Here is a 13,400-nt window from a genome sequence, read left to right as displayed (position 1 = left end):
AGACGGCTCCTTGGTTCGGCAACGCGGTTATCGGCGCTCACCGACCACGCGCCCGTCTGACGGACGAGTGAGCCGCGCCCGCGCATCCGCTCTGCCTATGGCGCCGCCTTGACCTGCAACGGCAGGATGGGGCCATGACGAACCCGTTCGAGCAGGTGCCCCTCGCCGACCTCCGGCAGCGCACCAGCATCAAGTGGCGCTTCTTCGAGCCCGACGTGCTGCCGATGTGGGTGGCCGAGATGGATGTGCTGCCGGCTGAGGCGGTCACGAGGGCCGTCCACGACGCGATGCTGCGCGGCGACACCGGGTACCCGTTCGGCACGGGGTATGCCGAGGCGTTCGCGCGCTTCGCGCACGACCGGTGGGGTGCGACGGTCGACGTGCCGCGCACGGTGCTGGTGAGCGACGTGATGATGGGGGTGTTCGAGCTGATCCGGCTGCTCACGCCGGCGAGCGGTCGCGTGATCGTCACGAGCCCCGTCTACCCGCCGTTCCACGCCTACTCGGTGCACGCGGAGCGCCAGGTGGTCGAGGCGCCGCTGGGCGCCGACCTGCGGCTCGACCTCGCGGCAATCGAGGAGGCGCTCGCCGCCTCGGCCGAAGCGGGCGCGGTGCTGCTCATCTGCAACCCGCACAACCCCACCGGCACCGTGCACACGCGCGCGGAGCTCGAGGCGGTGGCGCAGCTCGCGGCCAGGCACGGCGTGCGCGTGATCAGCGACGAGGTGCACGCGCCGCTGCTGTTCGACGCCGAGTTCACGCCCTATTGGAGCGTCGACCCGCGCGGCTTCTCGATCACGAGCGCCTCGAAGGCCTGGAACCTCGCGGGCCTCCGCACCGCCCTCATCGTCGGGGGTGCCGAGACCGGCGCCGATCTCGGCTCGATGGCGGAGGTCGTCAGCCACGGGCCGGCCCACCTCGCCACCATCGCGCACGTCGCCGCCTTCGACGAGGGCCGCGACTGGCTCGACGACGTGCTGGGCGGTCTGCGCGAGAACCGCGCGCTGCTGCAGCGGCTGCTGGCCGAGCACGCGCCGTCGATCGCGTGGCGACCCGGCGAGGCGACCTTCCTCGCCTGGCTCGACTGCACGGGCACGCGCGTCGCCGATCCGCACTCGCGCGCCGACGCCGGCTACGTCGGGCTGTCGGCCGGGCCGGCGAAGGCCTTCCTCGAGCAGGCGCGCGTCGGGCTCAACGCCGGCGAGGCCTTCGGCACCGGCGGCGAGAACCACGTGCGCTTCAACCTCGGCACCCGGCCCGACGTCATCGAAGCGGCCGTCAAGCGGATGGGCGCGATCGCCTAAGCGCTGGCCAGCAGGTCGATCATGCGCTCCTCGAAGCCCGGCTCGACCTCCATCACCACGCGGTGGCGGGCGCCCGGCTGCTCCGGCCACTGGCCCCACGCGCCCTCGAGCGTCGTGACGGTGCGCCCTCGCGCCTCACCGTCGGAGCAGTTGACGTGCACGTCGACCAGCGGCGACAGCGTCGTCTTCACGAGGCCGGTCGCGACCGCGAGCGCGAGCGCGTCGTGATTGCCGGAGGCGCGCTCGCCCGAGAAGCCCTCGTAGTAGGCGAGGTAGTAGTCGAGGATGCGGTCGCTGAACCGGCCGATCGCGCCGCCGGCGGCGAGCCGCGCGCGGTGTTCGTCGGTGATGAGCGAGGTCATCGTCACGTCGAGCCCCACCATCGTGAGCTCCCAGGGCGCGTCGAAGACGACCTGCGCGGCCTCCGGATCGTGCCAGATGTTCGCCTCGGCGGTCTCGCTGACATTGCCGGGCGCGAGCGCGGCGCCGCCCATGATCGTGACCTGACGGATGCGCTCCGGCAGGGTCGGGTCGGCGTCCAGGGCCGCGGCGAGGTTCGTGAGCGGGCCGACGGCGACGATCTCGAGCGCTCCGGCGTGCTCGTGGCTGAGCCGCAGCAGCAGCTCGACCGCGCTCTCGGACGCGAGCGTCGGCACGTGGGCCGTGTCCGCGCATCCGCCCAGCCCGTCTTCGCCGTGCACCTCGGGTGAGAAGACCGCTGGCAGCCCGTTGCGGGGGCCGGCCGCTCCGATCGCGATGGGCACGTCGCCGTGGCCAGCCAGCTGCAGCACCTCGGAGGTGTTGCGCGCGCCCTGCTCGACGTCGACGTTGCCCCACACGACGGTGCAACCGACCAGGTCGATCTGGTTCGAGAGGGCGGCGGTGAAGAGGGCGAGCGCGTCGTCGATGCCGGTGTCGACATCGAGGAGCACGGTGGTCGCAGCAGGCACGGTGGTCACGCATCGAGCCTAGGGCGGGCGCGCCTCCTCCGCCGACCGCGAGCGAGGGCGACACTGAGGGCATGCTCGGCGATCCCGACGTGCCCCAGCGCGATGGCGCGCGGCTGCGGGCCGCCTGGGCGGAGGCGCTCGGCACCGCGCCGTCCGCGCTCGAGGGCACCGGCATCACGCGCGTGGAGCGGGCCGACCTCGACGCGGTGCTCGTGCTCGAGCTGGGTGCCGCGACCGTGATCGCCACCCCGCCGAGCGCGAAGGCGGTGCTCGCCGCGCTGCCCGCGTGGGCGCTGCGCGACGCCGACGCGATCGCCGCGGCACTGCCCGGCTCGCGCGCGATTGGCACGGCGCACCTGCTCTTCGCGGGCGCGCGGCCCGCCCACCCGCAGCACCAGGTGGCCGAGGCGACCTCACTCGACGTCGCCTCGGTCGGGGCCGCGGTGCCTGAGGACGAGTGGGAGGAAGCCGGCGTGCAGTCGATGGAGCGGCGCTGGGCGGTGCGCGACGAGCGCGACGGCGCAGCGGCGGTCGCCGGCTATCAGCACTGGCACGGCACGATCGCCCACCTCGGGGTCGCGACCGCGCCTGACCAGCGGGGGCGCGGCTACGGCCGCTCGGCCGCCGCCAGGGCGATGTGCGAGGCGATCGACGCCGGCCTCGTGGCGCAGTGGCGGTGCCGCGTGGGCAACGAGGCATCGCTGCGGCTCGCCGAGCGGCTCGGCTTCACGCGACTGGGGACGCAGACCGCCGTCGCGCTGCCGTAGGTGGTGGCCTCGACTCCGGGCAGCACTGCGGCCGGCTCCGGCTCGACCCGTGAAGATCAGCTGATGCAGAGGCAGAACGGGTGCCCCGCCGGGTCGAGGAAGACCCGGAAGGTCTCCCCCGGCTGCTGCTCGTGCTTCGTCGCGCCCAGCTCGAGCGTGGCGGCCTCCGCCTCGTCGAGGTCATCGACGATGACGTCGAGGTGCATCTGCTGCGGATGCTCCTGCGACGGCCACACCGGCGGTCGGTAGTCGTCGACCTGCTGGAAGCAGACCATCTGGCCGTAGTCGGCGCGGATCTCCATCCAGGTGTCCTGCCCGTCCGACCCGGTCGAGACGGGCCAGTCGAGCATCGCACCGTAGAACCGCGCGAGCGCGGGAGCATCCGGGCAGTCGATGACGAGCGATGGGTAGCGTGCGATGGCCATGCCCGGACGCTACGCGTGCCCGCCCACACGCGCCAGAGGCGAACGCGCCCCGGCTAGAGGGCGCTCGGCTTGACCAGGCAGAACGGGTGGCCGGCCGGATCGAGGAAGACGCGGAAGGTCTGCCCCGGCTGCTGGTCGTGCTTCGTCGCACCCAGCTCGAGCACGGCCGCCTCGGCCTCGTCGAGATCGTCGACGTCGACATCGATGTGCAGCTGCTGCGGCACCTGCTGCCCCGGCCAGTCGGGCGCCCGGTAGTCGTCGACCCGCTGGAAGCTGAGCTCCCGGCCGCCGCCGTTGCTGATGGTGACCCAGCCCTCGTCGCTGTCGGGCTCTGCGCTCCAACCGAGCATCGCTCCGTAGAACTGGGCGAGCCCTTGCGGGTCGGGGCAGTCGATCACGGTCATGGGGTTGCGTGCGATAGCCATGCGCCGCACGCTACGCGAGGCCGCTCGCGGACGGAACCCACCGCATCCGGGAATCTCAACGTGTGAGGTGCGGGTTCGGCGCAGATATCGCGGCGAATGCACACCTCGCACGTTGAGATCAGGAGCCGAGCTCGATCAGAAGGCGCCGATGAGCGGGAAGATCGGCAGCGCCTCGGGGTGGTGCGCGTGCACGATGACGAGGAAGACGACCGCGTCGAACAGCAGGTGCACGGTGACCACGTAGAAGAGGTTCTTCGTCCAGGAGAAGATGGCGCCCTGCACGAGCGCGAACGGGATCGTCAGCAGCGGGCCCCACGACTGGTAGCCGAGCTCCCACAGGAACGACACGAAGATGCCCGCCTGCAGGATGTTGGCGAGCCAGGGGCGGAAGTGGCGCAGCAGCAGCGTGTAGACGGTGCAGATGAAGAACAGCTCGTCCCACAGGCCCACTGCGTTCACGCCCATGAAGAGCCTGGCGATCATGTCCCACTCCGCCACCGGCGGCCAGTTGCGGTAGACGCCGGAGGTGAGGAAGTAGAACGGCAGGATCAGGTAGGCGGCGAGCACCACGATGACGATGTACGTCCACATGCGCTTCGTCCAGCGGCCACCCTTCCAGGGGAAGCGGATCGCGCGGTCCCTGAAGCCCCAGCGGGTGATCGCGTACGGGATGAGCACGGCGCCGCCGAGGGCGATCGCGAAGCGGGCGATGCCGGCGTTCGAGATGTCGGCGTGCAGCGAGATGAAGCTGATCCAGGTGAGCGCGATCGCGATGAGCGAGAGATCCTGCCCGAGCTTGCGGGATGCGCCGGCGCGGTCGGTGAGGATGCCGCCGATCACGCCAGCGACCAGCGGCAGGTAGCCCCAGTCGGTCAGCACCCAGAACAGCAGGATGGCTCCGAGCGTGACGAGCGCGGCGGGCACGATGGCGATCGGGCGCGTGGGGGCGTCTGCGGCGGCGATCGTCACGAGACCAGCCTACGGAGGGTGCGGCTGCACATCCGCCCGCCCGCTCCGCGCAGGGGCGGCCCGCCGTCATCCGAGCGGATGATCCTGCGTCGCCCGAGCGATGCAAAGGCGCCCCACGGCGGCCCTGCAGGCAGTCAGATAGGAGCATGCAGACCAATCGACTCGACGCACACCAGCTCACGCACACCTACGGCCAAGGCGACTCGGCCGCCCCGGCGCTCGCCGACCTCTCGCTCACGATCGGCGCGAACGGACCGGAGGCGGTCGCCATCATGGGCCCCTCGGGCTCGGGCAAGTCGACCCTCCTGCACGTGCTCGCCGGGATCATCGCCCCGGACGCGGGCCGCGTCGTGTGGCGCGGCAGCGACCTCGCGACCATGCGCGACAGCCAGCGCACCAAGCTGCGCCGCAGCGACTTCGGCTTCGTCTTCCAGTCGGGCCAGCTGCTGCCCGAGCTGCCCGCGATCGAGAACGTCGCACTGCCGCTCATGCTCGGCGGCGGTCTGCGCTCGGGCGCGGAGGCGGCCGCCGGGGCACTGCTGCACCGGCTGGGCCTCGGCGGCATGCTGCACCGGCGTCCCGGCGAGCTCTCGGGCGGGCAGGCGCAGCGCGTCGCGATCGCCCGCGCTCTCGTCGGCGACCCGGGCTTGGTCTTCGCCGACGAGCCCACCGGGGCGCTCGACCGCTCCACCGGCCAGGCGGTGATGGCGCTGCTGATCGGCGCGACGCTCGGCCACGGCGCCTCGCTCGTGGTCGTCACGCACGACGCCGAGGTGGCTGCCGCCTGCTCGCGCGTCATCCGCCTCGAGGACGGCCGCATCGTCAGCGACGGGCCGGGCGACGCCGCGCCGGGGGCGCTCCAGCAGCCGCAGGCAGCGGAGCGCGCACCGCAGGCGCAGCCGCACGCGCAGGCGCAGGCGTACGCACGGGCGCAGGCGCAGGAGGCGCCGGGTTCTGCCGCAGCCACAGCGCCGGCCGAGCCCGAGCCCGTGCGCTGGGGCGCGAAGGCCGCCGCGCACCCCGCGCCCTACGGGGCGCCGAACTACGGGGCGCCGACCGGCGCATCCGCCCCGCTCGTGCCGACGCCCGTCTCCTACGGCATGGCGCGCGGCGAGCAGCGGGTGGCGAACCCCATGCAGCAGTGGATCGCGCCGAGCGGCACCGGCGCCGAGAGCTTCGGAGACCCGCGATGACCGCCGTGCGACTCTGGGCGCGCCTGCTGCGCGCCACCGGCCCACGCGCGACCGACATGCTGAGCGCGATCGCCTTCGCCTTCGCGACCGCCGCGCTGCTGGCGGTGCTGGGCGGCGTGAACGCGTTCCGGCTGCGGCTCGAGACCGGCGCGGTCGCCCCCGACGACGGCGCCCTCGTGCTGACCCTCTCGTTCGTCGCCGCGGCCCTGCTGCTGCCGGCCGTCTGGACGCTCGCGCAGGCGGCCGTGCGGCTCGCGCTCGCGCGCCGCGACGACCGGCTCGCCGCCCTGCGGCTCGCCGGCGCGACGCGCAGCCAGGTGAGCGTGATGGCCGTGCTGGACGCGGTCGCGCAGGCGCTCGTGGGCGTCGTCGTCGGCGCCATGCTCGCGCTCGCCGTCACCCCTGGCATCGCCCGCATCGAGTTCCAGGGACTGCCGTTCACGGTCGCCGAGCTGCTGCCGCCCGTCTGGGTGTGGCTCGCGGCAGCCGGCGCGGTCGTGGCTGTCGCGCTCGTCGCGGCGCTCGCCTCGCTGCGCCGCGTGCACGTGACACCGCTCGGCGTCGCGCAGCGCGTGCGCGGCAAGCGCCTGTCGCTGTGGCGCATCGGCGGCTTCCTGGCCGTCGTCGCCGTCTATCTCGCGCTCGTCGTCTACGACGTCGTGCCGGTCGAGCTGTCGGTCGTGATCGTGATGGTCTCGGTGCTCGTGCTCTCGTACGCGCTCATCGGGCCGCTGGTGATCCAGGGCATCGCGTGGCTCGTCGCCAAGGGCGCCCGTCGCCCTGAGACGCTGATCGCCGCCCGGCGCGTGATCGACGACCCCCGCGGTGCATTCAACATCGTTGGCGCGATGTCGATCGCCGTCATGGCCGGCGGCGCAGCCTCGCTCGCGCCCGCCACGGCGGCGCCCGGCGACCCCTTCGCGGTCGACATCTCCACCGGTGCCACGCTGACCATCGCGATCGCCGGGGTGCTCGGCGCCGTGCTCGCGGGCATCGCGCAGTCGGCCAAGGTGCTCGACCAGCGTCGCGAGCACCAGGCGATGCACAAGCTCGGCGTCGACCTGCCGGTCATGCAAGGCGCGATCATGCGCCAGGTGGCACTGCCGCTGCTGGTCGGCGTGGGCGGCGCGGCAGGCATGGCGCTGCTGCTGATCCTGCCGACCTTCATGCTGTGGATCGGCAACGCGAGCTCGGTGCTCATGTGGGCGCTGATGGCGGTCGGCGCGGTGGTCGTCACGCTCGGCGCGACGGCGTGCGCCCTGCCGCTCGTGCGGCGGGTGGCGACGGAGGCGGTACCGGCATAGGCCGAGCGGCGCCGCCCATCGAGTGGCGGCTCCGGCGGGTGAGTGGCGGGGTGACTCGCCAGTCGATCACCGGAGCCGCCCCAAGTCGGCGCCGCACGGCTCAGCGAGCGGGCAGCAGCGGCAGCACGTCCTCCGAGAACTGCTCCAGGAAGCGGCGCTGGTCGTGGCCGGGCCCGTGGAACACCAGATGGGTGAACCCGAGCTCTGCGTAGTGGCCGATCGCGCCCGCGACGGCCGACGCATCCGCCCCCACGATCCAGCGCTTCGCGACCTGCTCGATCGGCAGCTCGTCGGCCAGCCGCTGCATCTCGATCGGGTCGTGCACGGCGTGCTTCTGCTCCTGCGAGAGCGAGAGCGCCGCCCAGAAGCGGGTGTTCTCGAGCGCGCGATCGGCGTCGCGGTCGTACGAGACCTTGATCTCGATCATGCGGTCGACCTCGCCCGAGTCGCGACCGGACTTCTCGAGCCCCTCCTCGAGGTTCGCGACGATCGTGTCGCGGTAGTACTCGTCGCCCTTGCCGGAGGTGCAGATGTGGCCGGCGGCCGAGCGCGCGGCGTAGCGGGTCGTCGCGGGACCGCCGCCGGCGACGTAGATGGGGATGGGCGTCTCGGGCCGGTCGTAGATGGTCGCGCCGAAGGTCGAGTAGAAGTCGCCCTCGAACTCGACGCGGTCCTCGCGCCAGAGCCGGTCGATCAGGCGCACGGCCTCGCGCAGCCGGGCGAAGCGCTCCTTCAGCTCGGGCCACTCGACGCCGATGATCTGCTCGTTGAGCGCCTCGCCGGTGCCGACGCCCAGGATGAGGCGGCCCGGGTGCACCTGCCCGAGGGTCGCGAACTGCTGCGCGACGACGGCGGGCTCGTAGCGCAGCGTGGGCGTGAGCACAGAGGTGCCGAGCGTGATCGTCTTCGTGCGCTCGAGCGCCATGCCGAGCCATGCGACCGCGTTCGGCGCATGCCCCTCGTCGTGCCGCCAGGGCTGCAGGTGATCGCTGATGAACGCGCTGTCGAGGCCCACCTGCTCGGCGAGCTGCACGAGATCGAGCAGCTCGCTCGGCGAGAACTGCTCGGCGCTGGCCTTGTATCCGTACCGCATGCTGCTCAGTCAAGCAGGCTCGGCCTCGACATGCGCCCCTACAGCGGCAGCGCCAGCATCTCCCGGTCGGGCGTGCCGAAGCGGTGCGCCGTGATCGAGACCGACTGCTCGCGGAGGAACGGCAGCAGCTCGATGCGCCCCTCGGCGGTCACGGGCCCGTCGTAGACCGCCACCGTCGCGTTGCCGGCCAGCGCCGGCCGCAGCCCCGCATCGGTGCCGATGAGGCGGATGCGTCGCAGCGGCTCGGTCGTGCGCACGAGGCCGAGCGCATCCTCGTTCTCGACCGGCTCCAGCACCTCGCCGGAGACGATGCGAGCGTGGAAGGCGGCGTCGGTCTCCTCTACGATCTCCTCGATGCGCACGTGCGGGATCGGCTGCCTCGACAGCGCCACGATGCCCTTCGGCACCGGTGCGGAGGTCGAGATGCGCACCACCGCGCGCGAGCGGGCGGCGGCGGCGAGCAGCCGCACGAGGTCGGCGACGGAGCCGTCGTCGGCGAGCCGCAGCAGCACGTCGGCAGGGCGGTAGCGCAGCACGTTGCGCTCGACGCCCAGCTCGCCGACGTCGCGGGCGAGCCCGAACTCCTCCTCCCACGCGGTCTGGTCGCTGTTCGCCCCGGCGCGCACGCGGTCGAACTCCAGGAAGTCGAGCGAGGGCGTGGCCGCCTCGATCAGCTCGGCGACGCGCTTGTCGAGCCCGTGCAGCCGCACCGATTCGCGCGGGCCGCGCTCGACCGACTGCCAGTCGAGCAGCGCGGCGAGGTAGTTCGGGCCGCCCGGCTTGGCGCCGGGCCCGACCTGCGAGCGCTTCCAGCCGCCGGAAGGCTGCCGGCCCACGAGGGCGCCGGTGATGCCGCGATTGACGAAGAGGCTGCCGGCGCGCACCTCCTCGAGCCACTGCGCCACCTCGAGCACGTCGAGCGAGTGGATGCCTGCGGTGAGGCCGAACTCGGTGGCGTTCTGCACGTCGATCGCCTCATCCAGCGTGTCGACCTCGATGAGCGTGAGGTGCGGTCCGAAGAGCTCGGTGAGGTGCGTGAACGAGCCCGGCTCGACCGCGTCGCGGATGCCGGGCGACCAGATGCGGCCGGAGGCATCGAGCTGCCGGGGCTCGAGCAGCCACTCCTCCTCGTGCTCGAGGGACGTGAGCGCGCGCAGCAGCGGCCCCTGCGCCGGCTCGATGAGCGGGCCGACGTGCGTGCGCGCGTCGAGCGGCGAACCGATGCGCAGCGATGACGCGGCGTCGACCAGGTGGCGGCGGAACCGCTCGGAGTCGCCCACCGTGCCCACCATGATGACGACGGATGCGGCCGAGCGCTGCTGGCCGGCGTGGCCGAAGGCGCTCTGCACGATGTCGGCCACCGCGAGCTCGAAGTCGGCCGAGGGCGTGACGATGATCGCGTTCGTGCCGCCGGTCTCGGCCAGCAGCGGCAGCTCGGGCCGCCAGGAGCTGAACCGCTCGGCTGTCTCGATCGAGCCGGTGAGGAGCACGCGCCCGACCGCCGGGTGGGTGATCAGCCGCTGCGCGATGCCGCCCTGTGCCGTCTCGCTCTCGGCCATGTCGCACAGCACGAGCACCTCGCGCGGCACGCCCGCCTCCCACAGCGCCTCGCACACGACCGCGGCGCTGCGACGAGCCTGCGGCGCGGGCGTGAGGATGACGGCGGAGCCGGTCGCGAGCGCCGCGGTCACGCCACCGGCGGGTGCAGCGACCGGCTCGTGCCACGGCGGCACCACCACCGTCAGCGCCACCGGCTTCGGGCTCGCGTCGTCGAGCTGCTCGAGCAGCAGTGCTCGCTCGGCGTAGTAGCGGGCGAAGTCGATCGCATCCGACACCTCGGCGTCGGCCTCGGCGACCGTCCTGCCGGTCTCGGCCAGCATGATCTCGATCAGCCTGCCGCGGTAGGCGCCCAGCGTCGTGGCCGCATCGCGCAGGGTCTCGCGCCTGCCCTCGGCACCCAGCGCAGCCCATCCGTCACTGGCCTGCGCGGCACGATCGATGCGCCGCTCGAGCGTCGGCCAGTCCTCGATGCGGTTCATCCCGAGGGTGCGGCTGCCGAGCTCGGTGGCGTCGGCGCGCTGCACGATCTGCCGCGCCCAGTCGCGGTTGGAGGGCAGCGCCGGGTCGGTGTCGGGCTCGCCTGCGAAGGCGGGCGGATGCGTCATGGACGTCTGCAGGTCCCCCTGTCGGTCCTGGGTGCGGTTCGGCTGCGGCGCGGGCTGCACGCCGTCGCGGCCGGCGGGCCGGGCGGCATCCTCGGAGCGCAGCAGCTCGAGCGAGTCGAGGAAGCGGTCGCGCTCGCGCTCGAAGACGACGGGGTCGGAGAGCTCGAGCATGCTCGAGACGAAGCCCTCGTCGTCCGCATGCTCCTCCAGCCGGCGGATCAGGTAGCCGGCGGCAGCGTCGAACTGGCCGGGCAGCACCACCGGCGCGGTGAGCACCAGGTTCGGGAAGACCTCGCGCACGGCATCGCGGTGCTCGGCGGCCATGCCCAGCAGCATCTCCGCGTCGATGCGCTGGTGCGTGCCGTGCTCGCGGGCGAACTCGGCGGCGTAGGCGAGGTCGAAGAGGTTGTGGCTGGCGACGCCGACGCGCACGGCGAAGGCGTTGTCGGGCAGCAGCGCCTCGCGCAGCACGCGCTTGAAGTTGGCGTCGGTCGACACCTTGGACGGCAGGGTCGCGAGCGGCCAGCCGTGCACGGCCGCCTCGACGCGCTCCGTGGCGAGGTGCGCGCCCTTCACCAGCCGCACCTTGATGCCGGCACCGCCCTGCGCGCGGCGCTCCTTCGCGAAGGCGGCGAGGCGGCGGTAGACGGCGAGCGCATCGGGCAGGTAGGCCTGCAGCACGATGCCCGCCTCGAGCCTCGCGAGCTCCGGCCGCATGAGCAGGCGCTCGAACACGGCGATGGTGAGGTCGAGGTCGCCGTACGCCTCCGCCTCGAGGGTGATGGACTTCGTGGTCTGCGACTGCGCGGCGGCCGTGTAGAGCGGCAGGAGCCGCTGGGCGACCTGGTCGACGGTCTCGTCGAACGCCCACGGCTGCCGCTGCGGCGCCATCGGCGAGACTGCGACCGAGATGGCGTCGACGTCGTCGCGCTCGAGCAGCTCGAGGGTGGCGGCGAGGCGCTCGTCGGCGCCCTGCTCGCCCAGCACGGCCTCGCCGAGCAGGGTGATGCTCAGCCGGGTGCCGTCCTCGCGCAGCTTCGCGAGCGGCTTGGCCAGCTTGGCGGGCGTCGCATCGATGACGAGGTGCGAGACGATCTCGCGCATCGCCTTCTTGACCATCGGGATCACCAGCTTGGGGCTCACGATGCCGAAGCCGCCGCCGAGCGTGACGCCGAGCTTGAGGTACCAGTCGAGGAAGCCCGGGATGTCGCGGCTGAGCTCCTCGAAGTTGCGGGCGCTCACCTTCGGATCCTCCGGCCGCACGACCTTGTCGACGAACGCGACGGCGAAGTCGAGCCCGTGCGGATCCTTCAGCAGGCCCGCGAGGCGCTCCTCCGCCTTGTCGCGGGTGCGCTTGTCGCGCCCCGCGTCGGATGCGCGGCTGAGCCAGGCGCGGACGCGCTCGATGGCGGTGAGCGCGAAGGGGTCGTCGCTGGCTGGGCCGGCGAGGGAGGCGGGCGCGGGGGTGGACTCGAGTGGCTCGGCAGAATCGGCCGGGGCGGGCGCGGCTGCGGAGCCGGCCGGGGCGGGCGCTGCGGTCGACGCGACAACGGGCGCGGGCTCCGGTGTTGGCTCGGCAGCGGGCTCGTCCTCGCGCTCGCTGGAGCGGTCGCGCTGGCGGCGGCGCTCGCCCTCTCGCATCGGATTCGGGACCGGCTCCGGAGGCGTCTTCGCGGGGGACGCGGGCTGAGGGTCGGGCGCTGCGCCGGCTTCCGACATCGGGACCGCCGCGGCTCGCGGCTCCGGCTCGGCTGCTGCGATGGGCTCCGCCATCGGGAGCGCTGCGGGCCGGGGCGCCGGCTCAGGCTGCGGCGTGGGCGTCGGCGCCGCAGGCTCGGGCTTCGCCTGCGGCGCGGGCGCTGCGGGCTCGGGCTTCGCCGCCGGCGCGGGCGTTGCGGGCTCGGGCTTCGCCGCCGGCGCGGCCGCGTCACTCTGCGCGGGTGCAGGCGCAGGCGCGGGTGTGGACTCGGCTGCCTTCCTGAGCTCCGCCTCGGCCGCGGCCTTCGCGGCAGCGCGCGCAGAGACCGCCGCCGCCAGGCCGCCGATCCTCGGAGCGTCCTGCGGTGGGAGCAACGGAGCCGCATCCGGTGCGGGGACCCGGGGTGCCGTCGGCGTCGGCGCTGCAGGAACCGCGGAGAACAGTCGGGCGTCTGCGTCGAAGTCGTTGCCCGCGGCAGGCGCCGGGTCTTCGGCCGGCCTCGCGTCCCGGGCAGGCACTGCACCGTGGGCAGCCGCCGACTCGTGGGTGGGCGCCGGCTCCTGGACGGCCGCGGGATCGGCGGCCGGCTCCTCGCCGGGCGCCGTCTCCTCCGGCACCTGCGCCGCCGCAGGGACGGGCGTGAGCGACGCCGCCCGCAGCTCTTCCTGCAGCTCCAGCGCATCCATCTGCACCGTCGGCACGTCGACGATCTCGGCTGAGAGCGACCAGCCCGAAGTCGGCGCCTCGGCGGCCGATCGCGCGACGCCCGGCACCTCGACCGGCTCGTAGGGGGCGACCGCCGCCGCCCAGGTCGCGTCGTCGATCTCGAACGCGGGCCCGGTGTCGAGCGTCGCCAGCGGCCCGCCGGCATCGGTCCCGTCGGCGACCGCCGAGTCCTCGTCCTGCTCGTCGGCATCCTGCTCGTCGACCACCTCCAACGGGTCGTCGAGACCCAGCTGCTGGATGTCCTCGTCGCTGCCCGCGGGTCGCTCGGCGTCCGGCGCACCCGATGGCCGCTCGCGCTCGGCCTGCTGGATCCCCTCGGCGATCAGGGCGTCGAAGTCTTCGTCCCTGGGCTGCTCGGTCATGCCGCATATCGTATGCGT

At 73.3% G+C, this 13,400-nt stretch carries 10 protein-coding genes; 4 read left to right on the top strand and 6 right to left on the bottom strand.

Annotated features, from left to right (window positions below; genetic code table 11):
• Positions 1 to 134 precede the first annotated feature (134 nt).
• Positions 135 to 1,304 carry a MalY/PatB family protein gene (locus tag BM288_RS07340; protein ID WP_092917334.1) on the top strand — a complete coding sequence of 390 codons (1,170 nt, stop codon included), beginning with the start codon at positions 135 to 137 and terminating at the stop codon, positions 1,302 to 1,304.
• On the opposite strand, the gene BM288_RS07335 is transcribed toward BM288_RS07340, so the two are convergent.
• Complete coding sequence (locus BM288_RS07335) at positions 1,301 to 2,263, bottom strand: nucleoside hydrolase (protein ID WP_318255397.1); 963 nt, start codon at positions 2,261 to 2,263, stop codon at positions 1,301 to 1,303. The two genes, BM288_RS07340 and BM288_RS07335, sit on opposite strands and share 4 nt — an antisense overlap.
• A gap of 62 nt (positions 2,264 to 2,325) precedes the next feature.
• Between BM288_RS07335 and BM288_RS07330 the strand changes: the two genes are divergently transcribed.
• Positions 2,326 to 3,021, top strand: coding sequence for a GNAT family N-acetyltransferase (locus BM288_RS07330; RefSeq protein WP_092917332.1), 696 nt, complete (start codon positions 2,326 to 2,328; stop codon positions 3,019 to 3,021).
• Between the two features lie 56 nt (positions 3,022 to 3,077).
• On the opposite strand, the gene BM288_RS07325 is transcribed toward BM288_RS07330, so the two are convergent.
• From BM288_RS07325 to BM288_RS07315, 3 genes are all read right to left on the bottom strand, one after another.
• Positions 3,078 to 3,446, bottom strand: coding sequence for a VOC family protein (locus tag BM288_RS07325; RefSeq protein ID WP_092917330.1), 369 nt, complete (start codon positions 3,444 to 3,446; stop codon positions 3,078 to 3,080).
• A gap of 53 nt (positions 3,447 to 3,499) precedes the next feature.
• Entirely contained in the window at positions 3,500 to 3,871 is a 372-nt protein-coding gene (locus BM288_RS07320; protein ID WP_092917328.1) for a VOC family protein, read from the bottom strand.
• Between the two features lie 135 nt (positions 3,872 to 4,006).
• On the bottom strand, positions 4,007 to 4,840 hold the full coding sequence (locus BM288_RS07315) for a CPBP family glutamic-type intramembrane protease (protein WP_092917326.1): 834 nt from the start codon (positions 4,838 to 4,840) through the stop codon (positions 4,007 to 4,009).
• 146 nt (positions 4,841 to 4,986) lie between these two features.
• Between BM288_RS07315 and BM288_RS07310 the strand changes: the two genes are divergently transcribed.
• Together BM288_RS07310 and BM288_RS07305 are read left to right on the top strand one after the other, a co-directional pair.
• The gene (locus tag BM288_RS07310) at positions 4,987 to 6,033 is read left to right on the top strand and encodes an ABC transporter ATP-binding protein (RefSeq protein ID WP_092917324.1); all 1,047 of its coding nucleotides are present in this window, start codon (positions 4,987 to 4,989) and stop codon (positions 6,031 to 6,033) included.
• Entirely contained in the window at positions 6,030 to 7,337 is a 1,308-nt protein-coding gene (locus tag BM288_RS07305; RefSeq protein ID WP_092917322.1) for an FtsX-like permease family protein, read from the top strand. The genes BM288_RS07310 and BM288_RS07305 overlap by 4 nt, the downstream gene beginning before the upstream one ends.
• A 100-nt stretch (positions 7,338 to 7,437) precedes the next feature.
• Here the strand turns inward: BM288_RS07305 and fgd are convergent, their stop codons facing one another.
• Positions 7,438 to 8,430, bottom strand: a complete 993-nt coding sequence (fgd, locus tag BM288_RS07300) for a glucose-6-phosphate dehydrogenase (coenzyme-F420) (protein ID WP_177220292.1) — start codon at positions 8,428 to 8,430, stop codon at positions 7,438 to 7,440.
• Between the two features lie 38 nt (positions 8,431 to 8,468).
• Entirely contained in the window at positions 8,469 to 13,382 is a 4,914-nt protein-coding gene (locus BM288_RS07295; protein WP_318255396.1) for a proline dehydrogenase family protein, read from the bottom strand.
• Positions 13,383 to 13,400: the final 18 nt, after the last annotated feature.

This window comes from Agrococcus baldri, assembly GCA_900114805.1.
GTDB lineage: Bacteria > Actinomycetota > Actinomycetes > Actinomycetales > Microbacteriaceae > Agrococcus > Agrococcus baldri.
The sequence above is the reverse complement of the archived record's forward strand: the minus strand, read 5'-3'. Positions and strand labels throughout refer to the sequence as shown.

Coding starts and splice junctions, on each gene's coding strand:
- BM288_RS07295 (WP_318255396.1), bottom strand. CDS start 13,382: ATGACCGAGCAGCCCAGGGACGAAGACTTCGACGCCCTGATCGCCGAG.
- BM288_RS07330 (WP_092917332.1), top strand. CDS start 2,326: ATGCTCGGCGATCCCGACGTGCCCCAGCGCGATGGCGCGCGGCTGCGG.
- BM288_RS07320 (WP_092917328.1), bottom strand. CDS start 3,871: ATGGCTATCGCACGCAACCCCATGACCGTGATCGACTGCCCCGACCCG.
- fgd (WP_177220292.1), bottom strand. CDS start 8,430: ATGCGGTACGGATACAAGGCCAGCGCCGAGCAGTTCTCGCCGAGCGAG.
- BM288_RS07310 (WP_092917324.1), top strand. CDS start 4,987: ATGCAGACCAATCGACTCGACGCACACCAGCTCACGCACACCTACGGC.
- BM288_RS07305 (WP_092917322.1), top strand. CDS start 6,030: ATGACCGCCGTGCGACTCTGGGCGCGCCTGCTGCGCGCCACCGGCCCA.
- BM288_RS07325 (WP_092917330.1), bottom strand. CDS start 3,446: ATGGCCATCGCACGCTACCCATCGCTCGTCATCGACTGCCCGGATGCT.
- BM288_RS07340 (WP_092917334.1), top strand. CDS start 135: ATGACGAACCCGTTCGAGCAGGTGCCCCTCGCCGACCTCCGGCAGCGC.